The 26,435-nt window shown below is 36.7% G+C and carries 26 protein-coding genes; 17 read left to right on the top strand and 9 right to left on the bottom strand.

The window, feature by feature from the left end; translation table 11 throughout:
• The first annotated feature begins 68 nt into the window (after positions 1-68).
• From BAQ49_RS00495 to BAQ49_RS00485, 3 genes are all read left to right on the top strand, one after another.
• Entirely contained in the window at positions 69-1,496 is a 1,428-nt protein-coding gene (locus tag BAQ49_RS00495) for an amino acid permease (protein ID WP_071743772.1), read from the top strand.
• Entirely contained in the window at positions 1,471-1,848 is a 378-nt protein-coding gene (locus BAQ49_RS00490; protein WP_071743771.1) for an OsmC family protein, read from the top strand. Before BAQ49_RS00495 ends, BAQ49_RS00490 begins: the two co-directional genes overlap by 26 nt.
• A gap of 213 nt (positions 1,849-2,061) precedes the next feature.
• Positions 2,062-2,496 carry an HIT family protein gene (locus BAQ49_RS00485; RefSeq protein WP_071743770.1) on the top strand — a complete coding sequence of 145 codons (435 nt, stop codon included), beginning with the start codon at positions 2,062-2,064 and terminating at the stop codon, positions 2,494-2,496.
• Between the two features lie 20 nt (positions 2,497-2,516).
• Here BAQ49_RS00485 and BAQ49_RS00480 read toward each other — a convergent pair whose 3' ends face one another.
• On the bottom strand, positions 2,517-3,500 hold the full coding sequence (locus BAQ49_RS00480) for a helix-turn-helix transcriptional regulator (protein WP_208610838.1): 984 nt from the start codon (positions 3,498-3,500) through the stop codon (positions 2,517-2,519).
• Between the two features lie 64 nt (positions 3,501-3,564).
• On the opposite strand from BAQ49_RS00480, the gene BAQ49_RS00475 reads away from it, so the two are divergent.
• Positions 3,565-4,089, top strand: a complete 525-nt coding sequence (locus BAQ49_RS00475) for a dihydrofolate reductase family protein (RefSeq protein WP_071743768.1) — start codon at positions 3,565-3,567, stop codon at positions 4,087-4,089.
• Positions 4,090-4,128: 39 nt separating this feature from the next.
• On the opposite strand, the gene BAQ49_RS00470 is transcribed toward BAQ49_RS00475, so the two are convergent.
• Positions 4,129-5,499, bottom strand: coding sequence for a sensor histidine kinase (locus tag BAQ49_RS00470; RefSeq protein WP_071743767.1), 1,371 nt, complete (start codon positions 5,497-5,499; stop codon positions 4,129-4,131).
• A gap of 11 nt (positions 5,500-5,510) precedes the next feature.
• A complete protein-coding gene (locus BAQ49_RS00465; RefSeq protein WP_071743766.1) occupies positions 5,511-6,188 on the bottom strand; it encodes a response regulator transcription factor in 678 nt (225 codons plus the stop codon).
• A gap of 174 nt (positions 6,189-6,362) precedes the next feature.
• Here BAQ49_RS00465 and BAQ49_RS00460 point away from each other — a divergent pair, with 174 nt between their 5' ends.
• The 4 genes from BAQ49_RS00460 to BAQ49_RS00445 all read left to right on the top strand — a co-directional run bounded on the left by BAQ49_RS00460 (position 6,363) and on the right by BAQ49_RS00445 (position 10,199).
• Positions 6,363-7,616 (top strand): ArsR family transcriptional regulator, encoded by a 1,254-nt coding sequence (locus tag BAQ49_RS00460; RefSeq protein ID WP_071743765.1) that lies wholly within the window; start codon positions 6,363-6,365, stop codon positions 7,614-7,616.
• 309 nt (positions 7,617-7,925) lie between these two features.
• Positions 7,926-9,377, top strand: a complete 1,452-nt coding sequence (locus tag BAQ49_RS00455) for a SulP family inorganic anion transporter (RefSeq protein WP_071743764.1) — start codon at positions 7,926-7,928, stop codon at positions 9,375-9,377.
• 65 nt (positions 9,378-9,442) lie between these two features.
• On the top strand, positions 9,443-9,865 hold the full coding sequence (locus BAQ49_RS00450) for a universal stress protein (protein WP_071743763.1): 423 nt from the start codon (positions 9,443-9,445) through the stop codon (positions 9,863-9,865).
• A gap of 208 nt (positions 9,866-10,073) precedes the next feature.
• Positions 10,074-10,199: a DUF4027 family protein gene (locus tag BAQ49_RS00445; RefSeq protein ID WP_083596135.1), complete on the top strand. Its 126-nt coding sequence runs from the start codon at positions 10,074-10,076 to the stop codon at positions 10,197-10,199.
• A gap of 100 nt (positions 10,200-10,299) precedes the next feature.
• Here BAQ49_RS00445 and opp4A read toward each other — a convergent pair whose 3' ends face one another.
• From opp4A to glpT, 6 genes are all read right to left on the bottom strand, one after another.
• Complete coding sequence (gene opp4A, locus BAQ49_RS00440) at positions 10,300-12,075, bottom strand: oligopeptide ABC transporter substrate-binding protein (protein ID WP_071743762.1); 1,776 nt, start codon at positions 12,073-12,075, stop codon at positions 10,300-10,302.
• A 12-nt stretch (positions 12,076-12,087) separates the two neighbouring features.
• Positions 12,088-12,993 carry an ABC transporter permease gene (locus BAQ49_RS00435; protein WP_071743761.1) on the bottom strand — a complete coding sequence of 302 codons (906 nt, stop codon included), beginning with the start codon at positions 12,991-12,993 and terminating at the stop codon, positions 12,088-12,090.
• A gap of 17 nt (positions 12,994-13,010) precedes the next feature.
• The gene (gene opp4B / locus BAQ49_RS00430) at positions 13,011-13,976 is read right to left on the bottom strand and encodes an oligopeptide ABC transporter permease (RefSeq protein ID WP_071743760.1); all 966 of its coding nucleotides are present in this window, start codon (positions 13,974-13,976) and stop codon (positions 13,011-13,013) included.
• A gap of 14 nt (positions 13,977-13,990) precedes the next feature.
• Entirely contained in the window at positions 13,991-14,917 is a 927-nt protein-coding gene (locus tag BAQ49_RS00425; protein ID WP_071743759.1) for an ABC transporter ATP-binding protein, read from the bottom strand.
• Entirely contained in the window at positions 14,904-15,923 is a 1,020-nt protein-coding gene (locus BAQ49_RS00420; protein ID WP_071743758.1) for an ABC transporter ATP-binding protein, read from the bottom strand. The genes BAQ49_RS00425 and BAQ49_RS00420 overlap by 14 nt, the downstream gene beginning before the upstream one ends.
• A gap of 283 nt (positions 15,924-16,206) precedes the next feature.
• Entirely contained in the window at positions 16,207-17,556 is a 1,350-nt protein-coding gene (gene glpT / locus BAQ49_RS00415; protein WP_071743757.1) for a glycerol-3-phosphate transporter, read from the bottom strand.
• 272 nt (positions 17,557-17,828) lie between these two features.
• Between glpT and BAQ49_RS00410 the strand changes: the two genes are divergently transcribed.
• From BAQ49_RS00410 to fsa, 9 genes are all read left to right on the top strand, one after another.
• Positions 17,829-18,287, top strand: coding sequence for a MarR family winged helix-turn-helix transcriptional regulator (locus BAQ49_RS00410; RefSeq protein WP_001132371.1), 459 nt, complete (start codon positions 17,829-17,831; stop codon positions 18,285-18,287).
• A gap of 19 nt (positions 18,288-18,306) precedes the next feature.
• Positions 18,307-19,920: an MDR family MFS transporter gene (locus tag BAQ49_RS00405; RefSeq protein ID WP_071743756.1), complete on the top strand. Its 1,614-nt coding sequence runs from the start codon at positions 18,307-18,309 to the stop codon at positions 19,918-19,920.
• Positions 19,921-20,036: 116 nt separating this feature from the next.
• Positions 20,037-21,029, top strand: a complete 993-nt coding sequence (gene rbsR, locus BAQ49_RS00400; RefSeq protein ID WP_071743755.1) for a ribose operon transcriptional repressor RbsR — start codon at positions 20,037-20,039, stop codon at positions 21,027-21,029.
• A gap of 13 nt (positions 21,030-21,042) precedes the next feature.
• On the top strand, positions 21,043-21,939 hold the full coding sequence (gene rbsK / locus BAQ49_RS00395; RefSeq protein WP_071743754.1) for a ribokinase: 897 nt from the start codon (positions 21,043-21,045) through the stop codon (positions 21,937-21,939).
• Entirely contained in the window at positions 21,936-22,331 is a 396-nt protein-coding gene (gene rbsD, locus BAQ49_RS00390; protein ID WP_000716138.1) for a D-ribose pyranase, read from the top strand. Before rbsK ends, rbsD begins: the two co-directional genes overlap by 4 nt.
• 18 nt (positions 22,332-22,349) lie before the next feature.
• Positions 22,350-23,834 (top strand): ribose ABC transporter ATP-binding protein RbsA, encoded by a 1,485-nt coding sequence (gene rbsA / locus BAQ49_RS00385; RefSeq protein WP_071743753.1) that lies wholly within the window; start codon positions 22,350-22,352, stop codon positions 23,832-23,834.
• 2 nt (positions 23,835-23,836) lie between these two features.
• Complete coding sequence (locus BAQ49_RS00380; RefSeq protein ID WP_002114125.1) at positions 23,837-24,772, top strand: ABC transporter permease subunit; 936 nt, start codon at positions 23,837-23,839, stop codon at positions 24,770-24,772.
• A gap of 14 nt (positions 24,773-24,786) precedes the next feature.
• A complete protein-coding gene (gene rbsB, locus BAQ49_RS00375) occupies positions 24,787-25,710 on the top strand; it encodes a ribose ABC transporter substrate-binding protein RbsB (RefSeq protein ID WP_002204435.1) in 924 nt (307 codons plus the stop codon).
• Between the two features lie 38 nt (positions 25,711-25,748).
• Complete coding sequence (fsa, locus tag BAQ49_RS00370) at positions 25,749-26,396, top strand: fructose-6-phosphate aldolase (RefSeq protein WP_071743752.1); 648 nt, start codon at positions 25,749-25,751, stop codon at positions 26,394-26,396.
• Positions 26,397-26,435 lie beyond the last annotated feature (39 nt).

Here is a 26,435-nt window from a genome sequence, read left to right as displayed (position 1 = left end):
TTTCGTGTATATTTTTATTATCAGAAAATTTTAACAAGATATAGGGGTACTTGTAGGGGAGGATTAAGATGCAGCAAACAACGAATGAGAAATTACATCGTACGATGAAGAGTAGACATTTATTTATGATCGCACTAGGTGGGGTAATCGGAACTGGTTTTTTTCTAGGTTCAGGTTACACCATTAATCAGGCTGGACCAGGGGGAGCCATCCTTTCATATTTAGTGGGCGGATTTATTATGTATTTAACAATGCTTTGTCTTGGAGAGCTAACGGTAGCAATGCCAGTTTCAGGATCTTTCCAAAAGTATGCGACGAAGTTTATTGGACCAGGAACTGGGTTTATGATCGGCTGGCTATACTGGATTGGATGGGCAGTAACAGTAGGATTAGAATTAACATCGATCGGTTTAATGATGAAAAGATGGTTTCCGAATGTGGATGTTTGGGTATGGTGTCTCGTATTCGGGGTTATTTTATATGCTTCAAATGCAATATCAGCGAAGAGTTATGCTGAATTAGAGTTTTGGTTCTCTAGTATTAAAGTAGTTACAATTATTGCATTCATTCTACTTGGTGGTAGCGCATTACTAGGATTTTTACCATACGATGGAAAAGAAGCAGCGCCTCTTTTCTCTAACTTTGTAAGTGATGGTGGGCTATTCCCAAATGGACTAGCTGCAGTGCTTCTTACGATGATTACAGTTAACTTTTCCTTCCAAGGAACAGAGTTAATCGGGATTGCAGCAGGAGAGAGTCAGAATCCTGAAAAAACAATTCCACGCGCGATTCGTAATACAGTATGGCGTATTATGATATTCTTCATCTTAACAATGACAATTTTAGTAGGATTAATTTCTTGGAAAGAAGCAGGAGTAATTGAAAGTCCATTCGTAGTTGTATTTGATAAAATCGGTATTCCATATGCAGCTGATATTATGAACTTCGTTATTATTACTGCTTTATTATCTGTAGCGAACTCAGGATTATATGCAGCAACGCGTATACTATGGTCACTTGCAAATGAAGGAATGGCACCAACTTCTTTCAAGAAGGTAAATAAACGTGGTATTCCAATTACAGCGCTAGTCGTAACGATTGCTGTTGCGGCGTTATCTTTATTAACAAGCTTCCTTGCAGAAGATACAGTATATATGTACTTATTATCTATAGCTGGTTTATCTGCTGTTTCAAGTTGGATCATTATTGCTTTATCGCAACTTCGCTTTAGAAGTCAGTATTTAAAAGGCGGAGGAAAATTAGAGGACTTAAAGTATAGAACACCACTATACCCGCTTGTTCCAATTTTAGCTTTAATTACAAATAGTATCGTTGTTATTAGTTTAGCGTTTATTCCAGAACAAAGAATGGCGTTATATTGTGGTATTCCATTTATCATTTTCTGCTACATATATTATTATATGAGTAAGAAACGGAAGAAACCGATGAAAGTGGAGATGGAAAAAACAAATGAAACTAACAATCAAACACGATGATATAGAAGCAGATTTATCGTATGGTCAATTAGTGATTGGAAAAGAAAATGGATATTCACCGTTACAATTACTAATCTCTTCTATCGCAGGATGTAGTGCAATTGTCTTTCGAACGATTTTAGAAAAGAAACGTATTACATACGATACGTTTACAATTGAAACTGAAATTGGTAGAAGTGAAGCTCTATCAAAACCGGTTGAAAGTGTTCATTTGCACTATAAAATTAAAGCACAAAACATTACAGAAGAGCAATTAGACAAGGCGCTGCAACTTGCGGTGAAAAATTGCACAATTGTTCAATCTGTAAAGGATAGTATAAAAGTTACAGAAACAATTGAATTAGTAAAGTGAAACTTTAATCAGTGGGGGTGTTTATCCCCACTGATTATTAGCCTTCACCAATCGGGCTTTTACGGGCAGTTGATCTCCTACCTAACTTCATTGCTTTATAGCAAAATTTTGAGGTAGGAGTTTTACTGCCCGTTAATGCGGGGTAAGGTGAAACAGAAAAACGTGAGAATAGGGCGCTCACGTTTTTTTGTTTTTGAAAGAGGAGGAACCATGATGGAATGTTTAGGGTGTAAACTAGCAAATGCAGAAGAAATTATATATAAAGTGTATGAAGATGATTATGTAACTTGTTTTTTAGATCATGCGCCTTTCTATACAGGGCATACTTTAATCGTGCCAAAGCAGCATGTTGTAGAAGTAGAGGAATTAGATGATTGTGTAGCAAAAGCGATTATGGATGCTTCTAAGCTTATTTCAAAGGCTATTAAATTACTGTATAAACCAGATGGAATTACAATTTGTCAAAATGGTGGAATTTTTAATGAGTTAACGCATTATCACATGCATGTTGTACCGAGATATAAAGAGCGCTCGTTTGCTGAATTTTATACCGTACAACCGGAAGAAAAGCAGAATCATGACTTTGAAGAAACAAAGACATTGTTAAAAGAAGTGATAGAGCAAATACTGCATACCGAAAAGGCGTAAGAAGAATTTTCTTACGCTTTTTAGTCTTCATACATATTTAAAATCTCTTTCGCGCGTATACGTAAACCATCTATTAATTCTTTCGGTTCTAAAACTTGTGCATCTTTTCCAAGCCGATAAAATAGAGGCGTAATAAAATTAATTTCGCCTTTATCAATTGTTAAGTTTATATATCCTGTCCCGTTTGCATTTATTACAACGAACTCCTCAAGGTAAGGAACGCTTTTACATTGGCGTAAGCCTTCTGTTGTCAGTAAAACATGTAACTGCGTAGGACTGTGTACTACGTTAGAGCTAGAGGTAAACCATTCTTCTAAATTCATGAACGTATCTTCATTTTCTTCTGTTGATAATATAGAAAGAATACGATCAACGCGATACAGTAATACTTTTTTTCTACTAAAGTCATAGGATGGCAAATACCATAAACCATCGTGAGCATATACACCGATAGGTTGAACGTGTTTTGTTTTTATCCCTGATTTAGATTCGTATTGAAAGTGTAAATTTTTATTTTCAATAGCCGCTGTTAACACTTCTTTTAAAAGTGGTGTATCAATTGTTCTCTTAGGATTCCAAAAGGCGATATAAGAGCGGATTTTATCAACTTTCGCTTTCGCATCGTTTTGGAGAGAGCTATACAGTTTATGAGTAACAGAATTGATTTCTGTATTAAAAGGCAAGTCTCGGTAGTAGCTTAAAGATTGAAAAGCAAAAAAGATGGATACGGCTTCTTCTTCGGTAAATAAAATAGGCGGAATGACTCTATTCGTTAATACTTTATATCCTCCGTTACGACCTTGTTCAGCATAAATAGGTAACCCCATATCACTTAAATCTAAAATGTATCTATGGACAGTACGAACGGAAATATTAAATTCATCAGCTATTTCTTGCGCTGTAAATGTTTTTTTCGCAGAAGCAAATATAAGAATATCTAATAAGCGTTTAGCTTTTGACAAATGTATCACCTTTTTTCTTTTTAACATGACATAAATTGTCATGTTTTATTGTTAGTATATTGTTTACATCATATGTTATCAAGATGAGATGCAAGGAGGAAAAGATATGTCACGTGAAATAGTTTTATTTATTGCAGCTAGTTTGGATGGATATATTGCGAAAGAAGATGATGATTTACAGTGGTTAATGGAAACCGAAGGAGAGGGAGATAACGGTTATACAGAAATGTATGAAACGATTGATACAATAATTATGGGAAAAAGAACGTACGATTATGTAGTAGAGCATACGGAAACATTCCCGTACTTAGATAAAAAATGCTATGTTTTTTCTCGTTCAGAAAAAGGTTCAAACGGAAACGTGGAGTTTGTAAATGAAGATATAGTGGAATTTACAAAAAGGTTAAAAGCACAAGAAGGATCTAAAATATGGATGGTCGGTGGAGGGAGTCTACTGAGAGAGTTCTTTAAGAATAATTTAATTGACGAATATGTTGTTACGATTACACCTCATATATTGGGTTCTGGTATTCCGTTATTTAAAGAAAAGAATCCAGAAATTCATTTAACTTTAACGGATACGAAACGTTTTGGCCAATTCGTAAATCTATATTATAAAGTAAAGTCCTAAAGGATAAGAAAACACGACTATTGATGTATAGTCGTGTTTTTATGTAGCTGGTAATGAAATCGTAAAGCAAGATCCATGACCAACTTCACTTGTTGCAGTAATATTTCCGCCGTGTAGTTCTACAATTTCCTTTACGATGGAGAGTCCTAAACCAGTTCCACCTGTAGCTCTGGAGCGCGCTTTATCAACGCGGTAAAAGCGGTCGAAAATGTGAGGAAGGTCTTCTGGGGGAATACCTTCTCCCTCATCCTCAATTTTGATGGAAATATGTTTATCTTCTTCTGTAACAGAAATATTGATATGAGAATGTTCTTTTGAATGCCTGTAAGCGTTATTTAAAATGTTCACTACAACTTGTTCGAATCGCTGTTCATCCAAGTTTACTAACAGTGAAGGAGGACAAGTGAAAGAAACTGTAATGTGTCTTTCCTTATACATCGCGTTTACTTTTTCGGTTATGCGAGTAAGGAAGGTGTGTAAATGCACTTCCTTTACTTGAATAAAAAAGTTATGTTTTTCCATTTGGGCGAGTGAAAATAAATCTTGAACTAAGTTTGTAATATAATCAGACTCGTCTTTTATAATGGATAAGTATCGTAAACGTTGCTCAGGAGGTGTACTTTCTTTTAATGCAATGTCAGCATAACCTCTTACGTACGTTAAAGGTGTTCTTAATTCGTGAGCAACACTCGCTAGAAATTCACTTCTTTCAGTTTTCATATAATGTAAATCATTTGCGAGAGTTTGGATGGATGCTGCTAGTTCACCAATTTCGTCATTTCGAGTAGTCGTTAATGAAACTGATAAATCGCCCTTACTCATTTTTTCAGTCGCTTGTTTCATGTGTAACAATGGCTTTGTTAATAAACGTGATAATAGAAAGATGGTGATAGCTGTTAATAGGAAAGTAATGACTCCGGCGATAATGAATTGTTTTGTTAGCCCGTTAACCATTTTTTCGATTGATTCCGTCCCGAGAAACATATATACATAGCCTTCCGTTTTTCCGGCCACTACAATTGGGCTAACTGTACATATATAATTAGATGTTTTCCAATGATTCTCTATAATTACTCCGTCATGATCTGTCCGTGTTTGCATCTTTTCAATATGCTTTTTTATAGTAGTATTTATTTCATTGGATTTAGCTAGTACTTCCTTATTTGCATTTGTAATAACAACAGTGGTTTCGGCTTCGGATTCCATTAGTGCAACATGGGAGATTGTTTGCTTATCAAAATACTTTTCAAGGACATCTCTGTGACTATTTCCGCGCTTTAATAAAGCTGTCATTTCGTCATTTACTCTATTGTTTACAAGGCTATAATAAAGCGAGACAAATAGAATACTTTCGATTAAAAGTGTAACAATTAGAAAATAAAATCCGAGTTGAAGAGAAATTCGCTTCATCATTTTGCTCCTTAGTTTTCAATATCAATCCATCGATATCCTACTCCGTAAACAGTTTTTAAATGGTGATCAATGGGGAAATTTACTTTTCGTAATTTATCACGTAAATTACGAATATGTGAATCGACTGTTCTATCTTCTGTATTTGTATTTAACCCCCAAATTCGTTCAATGAGCTGATCACGGCTTAATACGTAGTTCACATGACGTAAAAATAATCCGATTAAAGAGAATTCGATTGGAGTGAGAAGAAGTTCTTCATTATAGACAGAAACGAAATGCTTGGCCTCATCCCATAAAATGCCGTGATATTGGATTTGCGTACGTTGATTCGTTCGTCTTAAAACAGCTCCAATTCTTGCGAAAAGCTCCTCTTCATGGAAAGGTTTCGTCACGTAATCATCTGCCCCAAGTTTTAACCCTTGGATGACATCTACCGTTTGATCACGGGCAGTTATCATAATGATAGGAACGTTACTAAATGATCGAATTCTTTTGCACGTTTCCCATCCATCCATCTTTGGCATCATAATATCGAGTAAAACAAATTTGAAATTTCGATTTTCTATATGTGAAATAGCTTCTTCTCCGGACACTGCACATACGCAGTTATATCCGATTGGAGTAAGATAAAGTGTTAATAATTCAAGCATTCTCGGTTCATCGTCTACGAGTAGTATATCGATCATAGAGTACCTCCGCATTTGTAGTCATTATTTAAATTGTAAGTCAAAATCATGAAGAAATGGTGCAGATTATAATGCATCTGCATAATTTCTTCAGAATTGCTTGTTATTGTAAAGGTGAAATTCCATTTTAGGCAATAATATTGGCTCGAAAACGATTAATACGGAGGCGATATAGTGAAAAAGATGACCCGAATTCTTGGGATAACAATAATTGCGGCAGCTGGTCTTGCGGCGTGTGGACAAACGAACACAGATCATAAAAATCATGAATCTACAACAGAGAAGAAAGCAGAGCAAAAGGAAATGAAAATGAAAATGAATCAGGAGGTAACTGCGCCGAAAGAAATGAATGCTGGGGCATCGAATGATTTATTAACGACAAGTTTAAAAAATGTAACGAGATTAAATACAAATGATCCGCTGCAAATGGCAGTATTAACTTCGCAAACAATATGGCCAGCTACCCATAAGGAGAATCAGCCAGGCGCTGTTATTTTAGTACCAGTAAGCGAGTGGCAATTAGGTATTGCGAGTGCGGATCTTATTCATCATCCGAATAACGGGCCGATTTTATTTATAGAAAAAGAAGCGGTACCCGAAATGACATTAAAAGAAATAAAAAGATTAAATCCGCCCGGAACGAAAGATGGAACGCAAATTATGGTGATGGGGGATGTAGGTGCATCTATCCTTGAGCAATTAAAAGAATATAAAGTAAAGCAAATAAAAGAAACGGACCCAGCTAAATTTGCCAAAGATGTCGATAAAGAATATGCCACTATAGCGGGAGAGTATCCAAATAGCGTTATTATCGGTTCGTCTGAAGAAGAAGGACGTTTATATACAACACCAGCTGTAAATTGGATTTCTCATATGCCAGAACCACTTTTATATGTAGAAAAGGATAAGGTGCCAGAAGCGACGATAGAGGCATTAAAGATGAGAAAAGATAAAGCGAATATATATGTATTAGGACCAGAAAAAATTATTTCAAAAACGGTAGAAAAAGAGTTAAGTAAATACGGAAAAGTAACGCGTATTAGTGGTGAGACTCCAGTAGAAAATTCTATTGCATTTGCGAAATTTAAAGATGAAAAAACGAAATTTGGGTGGGGGTTCACAAAACCAGGTCACGGTTTGTCGTTTGTTTCGAGTAAAACACCAGACTTAGCAATTGCGGGAGCGCCGTTTTCACATATGGGTAAACACGCCCCTGTTGTTTTGCTTGAGGAAGGAAAAGCTTCACAACCAGTGTATGACTTCCTTGCTACTATTCAGCCGAAGTTTAAAGATGATCCAACACTTGGACCGTATAACCATGCTTTCCTATTAGGAAGTACTAGTGACATTTCATTTGAAACACAAGGTATATTGGATGAGAGGTTAGAGATTGTGCAAGAAAGTGGTCAAGGGCATGGTGGACATTAATAAAGTGAAACTTTAATCAGTGGGGGTTTTGTTCATCCCCCCACTGATTATCAGCCCTCACCAATCGGGCTTTTACGGGCAGTTGATCTCCACCTAACTTCTTTGCTTTCGCTGAATTTTGAGGTGGGGTCTTACTGCCCGGCAAATAGCGGGATGAAATGAGAAAAGACGCTACGAAGGTAGCGTCTTTTTTTAAGAAACTTTTACATAGCAAAAAATCCTCTACTCGTTATATAATAGCCTTCGTGCAGTCGGCCCTGATTTTCTTACGGAGAAAATCAAATGATAAAGGAGTAGAGGAGTGGTACTTTGTTTCAAACAATAAAAAATGACTGGTTCTCCAATGTGAAAGGGGACGTACTATCAGGAATTGTCGTTGCTTTAGCGTTAATTCCTGAAGCGATAGCTTTCTCTGTTATTGCAGGTGTAGATCCGACGGTTGGATTGTACGCGGCCTTTTGTATTGCGGTTACAATTTCGTTTGTTGGCGGAAGAACTGGGATGATTTCAGCTGCAACAGGTGCAATGGCATTATTAATGGTAACGCTCGTTAAGGATCATGGTTTGCAATACTTATTTGCCGCGACAATATTAACTGGTATTGTCCAAATTATTTTTGGCGTATTCAAATTGAGCTCATTTATGAAGTTTGTTCCGAAATCCGTTATGAGTGGTTTTTTAAATTCACTTGGAATTTTAGTTTTTACAGCGCAATTGCCACATTTTAAAAATGCAACTTGGCAAATGTATGCACTTGTCGCATTAGGTCTTGCAATTATATATGTATTTCCACGTATTACGACGGCTGTACCGTCTACACTTATTTCCATTATTATTGTGACAAGTATTGCACTTATGAGCGGATTACAGTTAAAAACAGTAGGGGATATGGGAAGCTTACCGAAAGAATTACCGTTCTTTAGTATTCCTGATGTACCGTTTACACTTGAGACATTACGTATTATTTTACCGTACTCAGTTATGCTTGCAATTATCGGTTTACTAGAGTCATTATTAACAGCTTCGGTTTTAGACGATATGACACATACGGAAAGTAATAAACATAAGGAAGCACGTGGCCAAGGTATTGCAAACATTGTCGCTGGTTTCTTCGGAGGAATGGCAGGATGTGCAATGATTGGACAATCTGTTATTAACATTAAATCAGGCGGTCGCGGGAGATTATCGACGTTTGTAGCCGGTGGTTTTTTAATCGTATTACTATTTGTTTTAGGTGATTACGTCGTTCATATTCCGATGGCTGCTTTAGTTGCTGTGATGATTATGGTTTCGATTGGGACGTTTGATTGGAACTCTGTAGCAACGATTCATAAAGTACCAAAAGGAAACGCATTTGTTATGATCGCAACAGTTGTGGTTGTCCTAATCACACATAATTTAGCATTAGGTGTAATTATCGGAACAGTAATTAGTGCGGTTTTATTTGCATTCAATATGGCAAAGATTCACGTGAAACATTCGTATATTGAAAATAAGAAAATATACGAAATTCAAGGCCAGCTATTCTTCGCATCTACGGCAGAGTTTATAAATGCTTTTGCATATAATGAAGATGCGAAAGAAATTGAGCTGAACTTTACTCACGCACACGTATGGGATGATTCAGCAGTAGCAGCAATTGATAAAGTTATAATGAAGTATGAACAAAATGATGTGAATGTAAGTATAACGGGATTAAATGAACGAAGCTCGAAGATTGTTTCAAATTTAGCTACTTATAATAAGAGAATTGCTAGTTAGAAGCCTCCTTTTTAGGGGGCTTTATTATATAATACGAGTAGGATAACGAAAAGGGGATTCAGCATATGTACAAACAAATTTTATTAGCATGTGACGGTTCTGAACATGCACTTCGAGCAGCTGAGCATGCAACATATATTGCGAAATTTAACGAAGAAACACATGTTGAAGTTGTGTACGTAGTAGATAATAGAACGGCAAAATCAGATATTGTACAAGGACAAACGGATTTAGAAACAATATCAGCTAGTCGAAAAGATAAATTAAAAGAGATTGAAGGTTTATTAAAGAAAGAGAACATTTCTTATACAATTACGATATTACATGGCGATCCAGGAGATACGATTGTTCAATATGTCAATACAGGAGATATAGATCTCGTTATAGCTGGAAGTAGAGGATTAAATACATTGCAAGAGATGGTGCTTGGTAGTGTCAGTCATAAAATAGCAAAACGAGTGAAATGTCCGGTGATGATTATCAAATAAATTGAGTGAGATATTTTGTAGTGTAAGCAAGACCTTGATATAATTCGAGGTCTTTTTTGACGTATAAAAGGGGGGAGTGTGGACATAATAGATACATAAGTTTTAGAAAATATTAACTTACAAATTTGTAAGTTTGTTGTCAGAAAAATCGATGTTATGAAATTTTCCCCATTGGTAAAATAAGAGTATCAAAGGGGAAATAGGGAGGATGAAAAAGATGAAAGCATTTCAAAATTTATCATATAGCCAAGGTGTCGGTCTTATTTGTTTAGGGGGATTTGCTGGATCTGTTACATTAGCTGTTGTAATAAAGATGGTTCATCAAATCTTTTAATGCTAGAGTAGGGAAGGAATTGGTTGTTATTAATAGCAAGAAAAGGGTTATAAATAAAAAATAGCTCCTGGCATGTATCTCAGCGCCAGGAGCTATTTTATTATTTCTCTGTTTCTGCTTTATCGCTTGTTACACTAACTTTAGCCCATTTATATTGATCTTCCGGTGTATATTTATAATCTTTTACGCGATTATTTACACCTTTTAGGTCAAATTTATAATGAAGTGGAATTAATGGTACTTCATCATGAATTAATTTTTGCCATTTATCGTAGACATCTTTACGGTACTTTTCATCAGCAGCTTCTGGAGAAATACCTTGTTTTAATAATTCTGTGTTTTTGTCAGTAGCCCAACGTGGGTAATTGAACGCTGCATCTTTAGCCCAAATACCAGAAGGATCTGGGTCAGATCCAGTTCCCCAAGCTGCCGCGAAAAGATCAACTTTTGGATCATCTTTTTTAATCATATCGTAGAATGAGTTAAATTCATGTAAGCGACCATCAAGAAGCTCTACTTTTAGGCCGATGTCTTTCCAAGATTGAATAAAGAATTTTGCAAGTGGTTCACTTACATCGCTACCACTCATTGATAAGAAATTAGCTTTAAATTCTTTACCATTCGGATCTTCACGGAATCCATCTCCGTTCGTATCTTTATAGCCAGCTTCATCTAATAATTTTTTAGCTTTCTCTACATCTTTATCATAGGCACCAGCTTTATTGTTATGATATTTTGGTAGAGATGGTGGGATTGGTGAGTTAGCCGGATAACGTAGGCCATGATATAATTTTTCACCAATTTCTTTTCGATCGATAGCATACGCCATTGCTTGACGTACACGAACATCTTTAAATTTCTCCTTATCCATTACTACTTCTTCTTTTTCTTTATCCATATGGCCTAATTTAAAACCGATATAGCTATAGTATAAATCAGTTTTACCGACTAATTGTGCATTTTTTAATTGACTTACATTTGGATATTGATCTGCACTTACTTCAGCAATGTCAATATCACCATTTTTTAAGGACGCGTTAACAACGGAAGGGTTAACAACTTTTAAAACCATACTTTTCAGTTTTGGTTTTCCACCATAATAATCATCAAAACGTTCAAATTCAACGGCTTCACCTGGCGTAATTTTCTTCACTTTAAAAGGTCCGAAACCAATTGGATTTTTACGGATTTTATCAGATTCTGCTAATTTATCGATTGGTACATCTCCTAAGTATTTCTTATGAAGAGGGTATGTCCAAAGCCCAGTTTTCACTGAAGGGTTCGGTGTTTTAAACGTAATCGAAATTGTTTTTTGATCCGTTACCTTTATACCTGAAATTTTTTCGGCTTTTCCATTATGGTAATCTTCCATACCTTCAATCATTTGCATTTGAGTGTCATAGCGAGAACCGGCATATTGTTTGCTACCAATCACTAGATAAGAGTATTCTAAATCCTCAGCAGTAACAGGGTTTCCATCATGCCATTTTACATTATCTTTGATTTTTAGTGTAATTGTCTTTTTATCTTCAGAAATTTTATATGTAGCAGCGCCATCATTCGTGTATTCCCAGTTTTCGTCATTTGATAATAAAGATTCATCGAAAATTGTAATGACTTGGTTATCAGGATCCCCTTCATATACAGCGAAATTTAAAAGTCCTTCAAATGGTGTGTTAGAAACAAGACCATATGTTAATGAACCATCTTTAATTTCCTTTTTATCATTTTTAACAGATGCACTAAATTTATTTGTATCTACTTTTTTTGTGCTGCTCGTTTTTTCACTACCACCACTGCCCCCACATGCTGAAAGTAGTAATGTTGAAACCGCAAGTGTACTTAATACTTTGAAAAACTTTGGCTTATTTGTCATTTCTTCCACCCCTTATCCTTTTCTTTGTCTTGCGTCGGCCGAACGACGTAGCGCTTGACCAATAAAATTTATACACAGCATCAATGCTAAAATCATGATTGATGCAGGTAACCAAATCCACCATTTCTCTTGTAATACATCTGGATTTCTAGCATAACTAACAAGTGTACCAAGGCTTGGTGTACTTTCTGGTAGACCAAATCCTAAGAAAGTTAGACCAGATTCAATACCGATGTTTCCAGCAAGATTTAATGTAACGCTAACAATGATAATTGAACTTAAGTTAGGTAGTACTTGGAAAAGAATGATTTTCCAGTTTGGTGTTCCTAAAGTTTTAGATGCAGAGACATAATCGAGTTCTTTTTCAGTTAATACTTTTGAGCGAATTAATCTTGCCTTTCCTGTCCATAAGAACACGCTCATAATTAAAATGAAAGTGAAGATATTGAATGTAGGAACAAGTGTAATAAATACAATTACAAGCATTAAGAATGGTAAAACCATAACAAAGTCGATAATGCGCATAATGATATTATCAATTGCTCCTCCAAAATAACCGGCAATTAATCCAATTGAAAGGCCAATTAAACAAGAAAGAATAGTAATTGCTAATCCAATTGTAAATGAGTTACGCGTACCAATAATAAGTTGACCGAAAATATCGCGTCCTCCGTAATCTGTTCCTAACCAATGTTCAGCAGAGGGAGGAGCATAAATAGCGAATAAATCAACTCGTACAATATCTTCTTGTTTCATAATAAAAGATGTTACGTAGACTGCTAGTAATAAGATTGCTAGGAAAACAAGTGAAAACATTGCCAATTTATCTTTACGAAGTTCTCGCCACATAATAGAGAAACCAGAAGGGCTTTTTTCGTAATGAATAACTTCAGTTTGTTTTTCAGGGTTTGCTAACATAACGTCATCTCCTTTCTTTAATCAATACGAATACGTGGATCGACGATGCTTAGAATAATATCTGAAAGGAGAGTTCCAAGTAACGTTGCAAATCCAGTAAACATAACGAGTGTAGTTATTACACTAAAATCACGTTGAGAGATAGATTGTATAAATAGTTGTCCAATTCCTGGATAGCTAAAAATACTTTCTAAAAAGATGGCACCGCCAACTAATCCTGTAATTTCATAGCCTAAGAAGGCTGCAATTGGTAAGAATGAATTTCGTAAAATATGTCTAGAATAGATTTTTGATTCTGGAACACCTTTTGCTCTTACTGTACGCACAAAATCTTTATGTTTCGTATCAATAATTTCGCTTCGTAAATATTGAACAGTACCAACTGTTGCAATTAATGCCCCGGATAAAGCTGGTAGTAGCATGTGATTCAATTTGCTTAAATAGTAAGCAAATGTACCTGTTGCAACTTGAGGGTCTACGCTACCGCCGGTTGGGAATATTGCAAACTTAAATCCGAATAGGAAGAGCATAACTAGTGCAAATATAAATAGTGGTGTAGCGAAACCTAGATAGTTGTAAATGGTAATGAGTCGATCAGCCCATGTATCATTCCAACGCCCACTTATAACTCCTAGTGGTATGGCAATTAAATAAGTAAGAATAAGAATGACAAGTGCTAAAGATACTGTATTTCCAAGTCGTTCTCCAATTAAATCGGTTACTTTCATTTTATGTGCATAGGAAATACCAAAGTCACCTTGGACTGCATTTTTAATCCAGCGAACATATTGTGTTGTAACTGGGTCATTTAATCCAAGCTTTTCACGTTGTTCTTCAATCACTTTTGGATCCGCTTTTGGATTCATTGCTTTGCCAGTTAAGGCATCGCCTGGCATTGCTTTAGCTAGTAGAAAGACAAGTACACTTAACACGAATAATTGCGGGATCATTACTAAAAATCTCCGTAATATAAACTTCCACATGTTTTATCACTCCCTTAAGGTAATGCCACCCGGTGTGTTGGCGAGATTGGTTTTAAATCGTAAGCACGACCGTTTTCATTGAAATAATTTTCGTATGATTTCTCGTACTCAGAACTTACTTGCTGACGTAATTTACGTTGCTGTTCTCGGTTTTCAGGACGAATATCAGGAATTGCTGATATTAATCGCTTCGTATAAATATGTTGTGGATTATTATAAATCTCTGCACTAGTTGCTTCTTCCACAATGCGCCCGCGGTACATAACACCGATACGGTCGCACATATGACGAATTACGCCCAAATCATGGCTAATAAATAAATATGTTAATCCTAGTTCAGCTTGTAAATCTTGCAAGAAGTTTAAAACCTGCGCTTGTACAGAAACGTCAAGTGCAGATACTGGCTCATCGGCGATAATAAGCTTTGGTTTTAATGTAAGAGCGCGTGCAATACCAATTCGCTGTCTTTGTCCACCGGAAAACTCATGTGGATATTTATAAATAGACTCTGGGTTTAATCCAACTATACTTAGATACTCTTGAACGATTCTACGTTCTTCATCAGGTGAGAGCTTCTCGAAATTCCGAAGTGGCTCGGCAATAATATCGAGAACACGTTTCTTCGGATTTAGCGATGAATATGGATCTTGGAAAATCATTTGAATATCTTTTCGTTGTTCACGTAGCTCAGAGCGACTTAATTTTGTTAAATCTTTATTATTAAAATGAATGCTACCGTCCGTCGCTTTTGTTAAATGAATAATTGCTTTACCGGTTGTTGATTTACCACTACCTGATTCACCAACGATTCCGTACGTTTCACCAGGTTGTAATTCAAAACTTACACCATCGACAGCACGCACGTAATCTAATGTGCGCCCGAAGAAACCACCTTTAATTGGAAAGTGTACTTTTAAATCTTCTACTTTAAGCAGTGCCATGAGTTACGTCATCTCCTTTCTTATGTTGGAAGTTGAAATGTTTATAACAAGTACAACGTACCCAATGGTCTGGTTTTACTTCATGTAAAACTGGGTTTTCTTCATGCTGGTCTGGTCTAACCCATGGAATTCGAGCTTGGAAGCGGCAACCTGTGCGAGGTAGCTTTGCTAACGAAGGAACCACCCCTTGAATTACATGCAATTTTTCTTTTTCAGCATACGCAGATGGAATTGAGTTTAATAGAGAACGAGTATATGGGTGAAGAGGGGTATTAAAAATCTCTTCTACTGTTCCTGTTTCTACAACTTGTCCTGCATACATAACGACAATACGATCAGCCGTTTCGGCAACAACACTTAAATCATGTGTAATTAAAATGATACCCATCTTTGTTTGTTCTTGAATGGATTTTAGTAGGTCTAGTATTTGAGCTTGAATTGTTACATCTAGAGCGGTTGTCGGTTCATCAGCAATAATGAGTCCTGGTTTACAAGCAATTGCGATTGCGATAACAATTCTTTGTCTCATTCCGCCAGATAATTCGTGAGGGTATTGTTTATATGTAAGTTCTGGTTTTGGAATACCGACTTGATGGAGTAGTTCTAAGGTGCGTTCTTTCTTTTCTGCTTTTGAAAGGTTTGTGTGGTAGTCTAAGTTTTCTTCGATTTGTTTTCCAACTGTCATAAGAGGATCGAGTGCTGTAAGAGGTTCCTGGAAAATCATACCGATGTTTGATCCGCGTACTTTATTCATCTCTGCGGTCGACATAGTAAGTAAATCCTTATCCCTATAGTAAAGTTGCCCTTGTAATTTTGTATTTGCTTCATTATGCAGTCGCATAATGGAAAGGGCAAGTGCACTTTTTCCGCAACCTGATTCACCAACTATCGCGACAATTTCATTTTCATGGACAGTTAACGAAACGTTATCAACTGCTGCATGATATTGATCTTGTATACGAAAGGAAGTCTGTAAGTTTTCAATGCGAAGAAGTGGATTCTTCATGGCTATCCCTCCATCTTTTCTGAAAAGACTAAATATTTAGTATGTTGTTACTATTTTAATATAAATTGACATTGTTTGACAAGAGTAAGATGAAAAAATATTCAAAAATCTTTCTATGCAAAGATTGAATGCTGTTATATAAGGGATTGAAGTGTATTGGAAACGCTAAAATATAAAAAGAGAAGAATAAATCTTTTGTAAGAAAAAAGTACTATATGTAGAAAAAAGAGAGGCGTTCTGGAAAGAACTGTCTCTCTTTTTTTTGTAAGTATAATATTAGTGTTTAAGCTTGTTTTGGTTTTACAGATCCTGTATTTAAAGTAAGAGCAAGGAAGAACATTGCAAGCACACAAGAAGCAAGTAGCAAAATGAATCCGCCGTCCCATCCGAATCCGTCTACAATAAAGCCCATAGCTGCGCTAGCAAAAGTAGCTCCGCCTAGGTAACCGAAGAACCCAGTTAACCCAGCGGCAGTTCCAGCAGCTTTCTTTGGTGCTAAGTCAAGAGCGTGTAGGCCAATTAACATAACAGGTCCGTAAATTAAAAATCCAATGGAAACAAGTGCGATACTATCAATGATTGGGTGGCCAGCAGGATTTAGCCAGTAAACAAGAACGGCAATGAATACACCGACCATAAATAAAATACCAGCAGGTGCGCGGCGCCCTTTAAACAGTTTATCACTCATCCATCCGCAAAGAAGTGTACCTGGAATACCAGCCCATTCATATAGAGCATAAGCTGTACGTGAGCTACTATGAGTAAAGCTTTTTTCCTCTACTAAATAAGTAGGAGCCCAGTCTACAACACCGTAGCGAACGAAATAAACGAATACGTTCGCGATAGCGATATACCATAAAAATTTATTGTTTAATATGTATGTAAATAAAATTTCCTTTACCGAAAGTTCGCGTTCACGGTCCGCTACTTTTTCATCTGATGGATATTCACCAGTATGTTCTTCGATAGATGGTAATCCACAAGATTGAGGCGTATCACGCATCGTAATTAATACATAAATCCCAACTAAAATTGAAAGAATACCTGGGAAGTAAAATATACTTTTCCAGTCATTTGCAAAGAAATATAAGCCTAATGTAACGAGAGAAGGCATAAGTGCGCCACCGACATTATGAGCGACGTTCCAAATAGACATTTTTGTACCACGTTCACTAATCGAGAACCAGTGAACCATCGTACGGCCACAAGGAGGCCATCCCATACCTTGTACCCATCCATTTAAAAACTGAAGTACAAACATAAGTATAATGCTCGTTGTAATGAAAGAAAATGAGCCGAAAATAATATTAATGATACCTGATAAAAATAGCCCAGCTGCTAAAAAGTAGCGAGGATTACAACGATCGGATACGATACCCATAAGAAATTTACTTAATCCGTAAGCGATAGATACTGCTGAAAGGATAACCCCAAGTTCCGCTTTACTAAAGCCTTGTTCGATTAAGTATGGCATTGCGAGTGAAAAGTTTTTTCGAACAAAGTAGTAACCCGCATAACCGATGAAGATACCTAAAAATACTTGTAAACGTAATTTACGGTATTCGCTATCAGTGCGATCAGTAGGTAAGCGTTCTGCGTGGGGCGCAGGTTTAAATAATTGTGTGAAAAACATAAAATGGAAATCCTCCCCTAATTAATTGGAAGCGTTTTAAGACAGAGAGAATACAAAAAGGCCATGAAATATAAAAAAGTTCCCCTTTTTTATGATTCATAGCCGTATACTCCGATTCTCCGTGACTGTCAATATTAACTTCGACGAAAATTATACAACTTTGTGACAAAAATGTAAACGTTTTTATAAAAAAAGTTGTTGACGTAATTTGTTTGTGGGATTAATATTTAAATACGTTAAATATTTTATTGTTTAAATAAGAGGTGGATAACATGCCAAATGATATGACTCATATTGATAAGATTCAAGCTCTTACATTCGCTATAGGAAAGAAAATGCAAACAGAGCTACTAGAACAAATGCAAGCATCAGGACTTACACCACCGCAGTTTTATATTTTAAAGATTTTAGATCATTACGGAGCTTCAAGAGCGACACAATTAGCGGAGAAAATGTACGTGAAACCGAGCGCGATTACAGTAATGATTGATCGTTTAATTGATCATGGGTTAGTAGAGCGCTATCACGACGATAATGATCGCCGCGTTGTTATCATTGAGCTAACGAAAAAGGGGAAAACTACAGTAGAAGAAGCGATGGCGGCTCGTAATGAGCATATTGCAAAATACTTCTCACACTTAGAATTACAAGAGAGGGAAGATTTGTTACGCCTCTTTGAAAAGCTAGAAACAATTATTTGCGGGACACAAGAGAAAAAAGAGAAAAACTAAGAGGAATTGAGGAGATTACATGGAGCAACAAGAAAATCAGAATAGAAAGTTGTTGTTAATCGGTTTAGTAATCGCAATGCTATTTGCTGCATTGGACGGAACAATCGTGGGTACAGCAATGCCGCGTATCGTCGGTGAACTTGGCGGATTAAGCTTAATGACATGGTTAACAACTGCTTACATGTTAACATCAACGACAGTCGTACCAATTGCAGGTAAATTAGCGGATTTACTTGGGCGTCGTAATGTATATATAACAGGATTAGTTATTTTTATGATTGGTTCAGCGTTATGTGGTATGGCAAATGGTATGACAGAATTAATTATTTTCCGTGGTATTCAAGGTCTTGGTGGCGGTATTATGATGCCAATGGCTATGATTATTATCGGAGATATGTTCACAGGAAAAGAACGTGCGAAATGGCAAGGTATTTTTGGAGCTCTATACGGTCTTGCTTCTGTAATTGGGCCACAAGTTGGTGGGTGGATTGTAGATGCAGTGAACTGGAGATGGGTATTCTACATTAACTTACCAGTTGGTATTTTAGCGACGATCTTTATTGCAATGGGATTAAAATCGCATAAACAAACAGGTCCAATTAAAATTGACATCGCTGGAATCTTTACGATGATTCTCGGTGTTGTAAGTTTATTACTTGCGTTAACGTTTGGTGGGAAAGATTACGCATGGGATTCTTGGCAAATTATCGGGTTATTCGCATTAGCTTTAATTGGTATCGTTAGCTTTATTATTGTTGAAACGAAAGCTGAAGAACCAATTTTACCAATGCATTTCTTTAAAAATCGCACCTTTACAATACTGAATGCGATTGGATTCTTTATGAGTATCGGAATGTTTGGAGCTATTATGTTCGTACCGTTCTTTATGCAAGGAATTGTAGGAGTAAGTGCTGCTGAATCAGGAACGATCATGACACCAATGATGATTACAATGATTGTTATGAGTATTATCGGCGGTCAACTTGTATTAAAAGTCGGTGTGAAACCACAAATTATCACAGGTATGCTTGTTATGGCTGGTGGATTCTGGTTATTAACAACGATGGATATGCACACAACTAAGCTTACCGCTACTTTTTATATGATGATCATCGGTTTAGGAATGGGTCTTGTTATGCCGACACTAACACTGGCATTACAAGAAAGTTTCCCGAAAAAAGATCTTGGTGTAGTAACATCATCAAGTCAGTTCTTCCGTCAAATCGGTGGAACATTCGGTATTACAATTTTAGGATCAATTATGAATAACACTTCAGGTACAACATTAACAAATAAATTAATACCTGTATTAGATACGTTCCCGAAAGAAGCGGGACAAATGGTAACTAAATTGAAAGATATGATTCATACAGACCCACAAGGTTTATATTCGATGCTCTTTAATCCAGAAGCATTAAAGCAAATGCCGGAAGCATTCTCTAATAGCATCGTACCAATTTTGAAAAGTTCTTTAATAGACTCACTTCATACTGTATTCTTAACAGGATTAGTATTTATCGTAGTAGGTGCTATCTTTACGATTTTCTTACAGAAAATTAAATTGTCTGATCGTAAAAAGGGTGCTGAAGAGCCTGCTGTAGAAGAGAAAGAACAAACTGTATCATACTCATAAAGAAAAAGCATCGCCTTATGGCGGTGCTTTTTTGAGTATAACCTTAAAAGCTTTTTAATGAGAAATGATTGACGTATTTTTAGAAATACGTTATATTATTTTATGTAAACGGTTACATGAAATGGAGAGAAAAGAGAATGAGTACGATTAAAGACGTTGCAAAATTAGCGGGAGTATCTGTTGCGACCGTTTCCAGAGTGTTAAATAAAAATGGATATGTTCATGAAGATACGTTAAAAAAGGTAGAGCGTGCAATTGAAATGTTAGATTATAAGCCGAGTACAGTAGCGCGTTCACTGTATAATAAAAAATCTCGTTTAATTGGCTTAGTTGTTCCAAATATCGTGAATCCATTCTTTCCAGAAGTTGCACGTGCCGTAGAAGATGTAGCACATAAGCAAGGTTACACAGTTGTCCTTTGTAACTCTGATGAAAGTTTAGAAAAAGAGAAACAATACATTGATGTACTTAGACAAAATAATGTGGATGGGTTTATTGTGGCAACGAATCCACAAAATAGTGTTAATTACATGAATTTGTCTATTCCAGTTGTTGCAATTGACCGTATGTTTAATGAGCGCATTCCTACTGTATATGCAGATAACTATGCAGGGAGTCAGGCGGCGACAAAGTTATTAATAGACAAAGGATGTAAACATATTGCACATATTCGCGGACCTCGTGATGTGAGTACAGCAAATGAACGTTTTGAAGGTTTTGTAGACGTTATTACGCAAAATAATCTTTCTTATATGATTGCAGAGAGTACATTCGATCCAGCTAATAGTGAACGGGTAGCGGTGGAATTATTAGAAGAATATCCACATATTGACGGAATTGTTGCTGGAAATGATTTAATTGCAATTGGTATTGTAAAGGCTGCACTTCAAAAGGGAATTTCTATTCCAAACGATTTACAAATTATTGGATTTGATGGGATTTCTTTAACTGAAATGATGTATCCATCTATTACAACTGTTGCACAGCCAATTTATGAAATGGGGAAAATTGCAACAGAATTGTTGTTAGAGCAGATGGAAGGAAATGCATTAGAAGAGAAACATTATCGTTTACCGATTGAAATTATAGAAAGAAATACAACGAAGTAAGGAGATGAGACAGATGCCAAATATTGCAGTAGTAGGTAGTATTTCAATGGACTTAGTGGCTGTTTCAAAAAAGCGGCCGAAAGCAGGCGAAACAGTAATCGGGGAAGCATTTCATACGATTCCAGGAGGGAAAGGGGCCAATCAAGCAGTTGCAGCAGCTAGATTAGGGGCAAATGTAGCAATGGTTGGTGCAGTAGGAAGTGATGATTACGGAACAGTAGTTAGAAGAAATTTAGAGAATGAACGCGTTTTTATCGACTATGTGGTACCGGTTACAGATAGAACGACAGGAATCGCTCATATCGTTTTAGCAGAAGAGGATAACAGTATTGTTGTCGTACAAGGAGCAAATGCTCTTGTAAACGAGTCGATTGTAGATCGTTCAAAAGACCTTCTTGTAAAAGCAGATATGGTTGTTCTTCAACTAGAGATTCCGCTTGAAACAGTAAAATACGTTCTGGCTATTTGTGAGGAACATAAAATTCCAGTTATGTTGAATCCGGCTCCAGCACAAATCTTATCAGAAGATATTTTAGAAAAAGCGACTTATATTACGCCGAATGAGCATGAGTGCCGCATTGTATTAGATGATTTCACATCACCAATTGAAGATTTACTGGCTAAATATCCAAACAAACTACTGATGACAGAAGGTTCTAATGGTGTTCGTTTCCATAACGGAACGGAAGTTGTTCAAGTTCCAAGTATTGCCGTAGATGTAGTAGATACGACTGGAGCTGGTGATACATTTAACGGCGCGCTAGCAGTTGCACTTTCTGAAGGAGAACCACTTCAAAAAGCTATTCGTTTTGCGAACATTGCTGGTGGTCTTTCTGTAACGAAACTTGGTGCACAAGGCGGTATGCCAACGAGAGATAGAGTACGAGAAGTACAGGTGATTATTGGATGAAAAAACACGGTGTATTAAACAGTGAGATTGCGGCAGTTCTTGCTTCACTTGGGCATACAGATACAATTGTAATTGCTGATTGCGGGTTACCTATTCCTGATGGAGTAAAACGAATTGATTTAGCAGTTGAAATTGGAAAGCCTAGCTTCTTAGACGTATTACAAGTAGTTGCTGATGATATGGCAATTGAAAAAGTGACGTTAGCAGAAGAAGTCATTATGAATAATGAAGTGGTAAACAAAGAAGTTGAGATGCGTCTAATAGAGCCAGCATTTGAATATGTGTCTCATAAGGAATTTAAAGAGCATACAAAGAGAGCGAAGGCGATTATTCGTACAGGAGAAGCAACGCCTTATGCGAATGTTATTTTACATGCAGGAGTGATTTTTTAATAAAGGGATGTGATGAGAATGCATATTGAAATGAAAAATATTTCAAAAGCGTTCAGTGGTAATCCTGTTTTAAAAAACGCGCAGTTTACGATTGAAACAGGAGAAGTCCATGCATTGATGGGGGAAAATGGAGCGGGGAAATCGACGCTCATGAAGATTTTAACAGGTGTATATAAAAAAGACAGTGGAACAGTTACGATTGATGGGCAAGAACGAACTTTTAAAAATGCGAAAGAAGCAGAAGAGTATGGTATTGCATTTATCCATCAAGAGTTGAACATATTACCAAATTTAACGGTAGCTGAAAATATGTTTCTCGGTAAAGAGTTAATGTATGGGAAAACAGGTATTTTACGTTCGCGTCAAATGAATGCGATTGCCCAGCAGCAATTAGCAGATCTTGGTCTACATGTGAGAGGCGCTATGCTAGCAGGTGAATTATCAGTTGGACAACAGCAAATTATTGAAATTGCTAAAGCATTAATGACAAATGCGAGCGTTATTATTATGGATGAACCTACAGCAGCATTAGCGGATCGCGAGATTGAAACGCTGTTTACCGTTATTAATAAATTACGTAAAGAGGGCGTTTCATTCGTTTATATTTCACACCGGATGGAAGAAATTTTTTCAATATGTGATGCCATTACGATTTTGCGTGATGGAGAATATGTAGGGAAAAGACTAATTCCTGAAACGTCATTTGATGAAGTAGTTAGTATGATGGTGGGCCGCAGTATTGGTGAACGTTATCCAGAGCGCAATAGTCAAATTGGTGAAGTGATTTTTGAAATGCGTAACGGAACGAAAAAAGGAAAATTTGAAAATGTTTCGTTTCAAGTTAGAAAAGGTGAAATCCTTGGTGTTGCTGGTTTGATGGGAGCTGGTCGCACGGATATTATGAAAGCGATATTTGGATATGAACCTTTAGACTCTGGACAAATTTTTATAAATGGGCAAGAAGTAAAGATTGATAGTCCGATAGATGCGATTAGACAAAGAATTGCTTTCATTACAGAGGATAGAAAGTCTGAAGGATTAGTGTTAGATTTCTCAATTCGAGAAAATTTAGCATTACCGAATTTAGAAAGCCTTTCAAAGGGAAGTGTCCTTAGTAACGAACTAGAACAACAGTTTACAGAGGACATGATGAAACTTCTTAATGTGAAAGCATCTAGTGGAGAGCAAGCGGTGAAATCTCTTTCTGGTGGAAATCAGCAAAAGATTGTAATTGCAAAATGGTTAGGTATTCATCCGCAGTTACTCATTTTAGATGAACCAACGAGAGGTGTAGATGTTGGAGCTAAAAAAGAAATTTACTCTATTATGAATAAGCTTACCGAGCAAGGAGATGCCGTTATTATGGTATCGTCTGAGCTTCCAGAAGTTTTAGGAATGAGTGATCGTGTTCTCGTTATTCATGAAGGGAAAATCGGCGGTATTTTAGAGAAAGATGAGGCATCGCAAGAGTCTATTATGGCACTAGCTACAGGGGGAGAGTAAGGATGGCTAAGAAGGGGAATGTATTACAACAACTCGGTTCTTTAATCGGTTTAGTATTAATTATTGTCGTAATTACAGCTTTAAATCCAGCGTTTATTGAAATTCCAAATTTATTTAATATACTGCGTCAAGTATCGATTAATGCGCTTATTGCATTCGGAATGACCTTTGTAATTTTAACAGGGGGTATTGACTTATCGGTAGGTTCTATTTTAGCATTATCAAGTGCACTTGTTGCTGGAATGATGGCAAGTGGCATGGACCCGTTCCTTGCAATGGTAGTTGGATTATTAGCAGGTCTTGCAATGGGAATTATAAACGGTATCATTATTGCGAAGGGAAAAGTAGCTCCGTTTATTGCAACTTTAGCAACAATGACTATTTTTCGCGGGTTGACGCTTGTTTATATGGACGGACGTCCGATCACTGGTCTTGGTGATCATTTAATGTTCCAAATGTTTGGCCGTGGTTATTTCCTCGGTATTCCTGTGCCAGCCGTTACAATGATGATCGCTTTTGCAGTACTGTACTTTATTTTAAAGAAAACAACGTTTGGTCGCCGTACGTTTGCGATTGGTGGAAATGAAGAAGCGGCAGCTTTATCTGGTATTAATGTTACGAGAATTAAAGTAATGATTTACGGTCTTTCCGGAATTTTGGCAGCGCTTGCAGGTATTGTCTTAACATCAAGATTAGATTCTGCACAGCCGACTGCTGGTACTTCTTACGAATTAGATGCAATTGCTGCAGTTGTGTTAGGAGGAACGAGTCTTTCTGGCGGAAGAGGATGGATTGTTGGTACATTCATCGGTGTGCTTATTATTGGTGTACTAAATAACGGTTTAAATTTATTAGGTGTATCTTCTTTCTTCCAACAAGTTGTAAAAGGACTTGTAATCTTACTAGCTGTACTAATTGATCGTCGAAAAGAAGCGTAATGGAGGGGCAATTCATGAAAAAATGGTTACTGATACTCGTTGCATGCATCATGGTAGTTACTGCTGGTTGTTCAATGGAACCACCAGATTGGGCAAAGGATTCTGGCGATAAAGGTCGAAATAAAACTATTAAAGTTGGATTTTCTGTTTCAACTTTAAATAATCCATTTTTCGTCACGTTGAAAAAAGGTGCAGAAAAGAAAGCAAAAGATAGCGGCATTGAATTAATTGCTGTTGATGCACAAAATGATGCAGCGAAGCAAACAAACGATGTTGAAGATTTAATTCAAAAAGGTGTCGATGTAGTTGTTATTAATCCAACCGATTCAGATGCTGTTGCTTCAGCGGTAAGTGCAGCTAATGCAGCCAATGTTCCTGTTATTACAGTAGACCGAGTTGCGAATTCAGGTAAAGTTGTTTCTCATATTGCTTCCAACAATGTAGAAGGTGGTCAAATGGCTAGTGATTACATTCGGGAATTAGTTGGTGAAGGAACAAATGTTGCTGAGTTAGAAGGAATCCCTGGATCGTCTGCTGCTCGTGAGCGTGGGAAAGGATTCCATAACGTAGCTGATAAGTCTTTAAAAGTAGTAGCAAAACAAGCAGCTGATTTCGATCGTGCAAAAGGATTATCCGTTATGGAAAATATTTTGCAAGCAAATAGCGATATAAAAGCAGTGTTTGCTCATAACGATGAAATGGCATTAGGCGCACTTGAGGCATTGAAATCTGCTGGTAAAACAGATGTGGTTGTTGTTGGATTTGATGCAACAGACGATGCTGTAAAAGCGGTTAAAGATGGGCGCATGGCAGCAACAGTCGCTCAAAAACCGGAATTAATCGGAGAGAAGGCGATGGAAACAGCGAAAGAGATAACACAAGGTAAAAAGGTGGACAAATTTATTCCGATTGAATTAGAGCTTATTAAGAAAAAATAAATAAATATAAAATGAAAATTAGGAAGGAAGAATAACAAATGAAATTTTTTATTGATACAGCAAACATTAACGAAATTAAAGAGGCAAATGCATTAGGTGTAGTAGCTGGAGTAACGACAAATCCATCACTTGTAGCAAAAGAAGGCGTAGATTTCCATGAGCGTATTCGTGAAATTTGCAGCTTTATTGAAGGACCTGTAAGCGCAGAAGTAATTAGCTTAGAAGCTGATAAAATGATTGAAGAAGGAAAAGAATTAGCAAAAATCGCTCCAAATGTAGTCGTAAAAGTTCCAATGACAACAGAAGGCTTAAAAGCAGTAAAAGCATTCTCAGATTTAGGAATTCGTACAAACGTTACATTAGTATTCTCAGCAGTGCAAGCATTACTTGCAGCTCGCGCTGGTGCGACATACGTTTCACCGTTCTTAGGTCGCCTAGATGATATCGGTCATAACGGTATGGACTTAATTCGCCAAATCGCAGAAATCTTTGAAATTCACGGCATTGAAACAGAAATCATTGCAGCATCTGTACGTCACAGTGTTCACGTAACAGAAGCAGCATTAAACGGTTCACATATTGCAACAATCCCAGCAAACGTAATCGCTTCATTAGTGAAGCATCCATTAACAGATCAAGGAATTGAGAAATTCTTAGCTGATTGGGAAAAAACACAAGAGAAATAATAGAAAATCGAGAATCCTAGTTTAATTGACTAGGATTCT

Source organism: Bacillus proteolyticus (assembly GCF_001884065.1).
In the GTDB taxonomy this organism is placed as follows: domain Bacteria; phylum Bacillota; class Bacilli; order Bacillales; family Bacillaceae_G; genus Bacillus_A; species Bacillus_A proteolyticus.
This window is presented reverse-complemented; position numbering and strand designations above follow the sequence as displayed.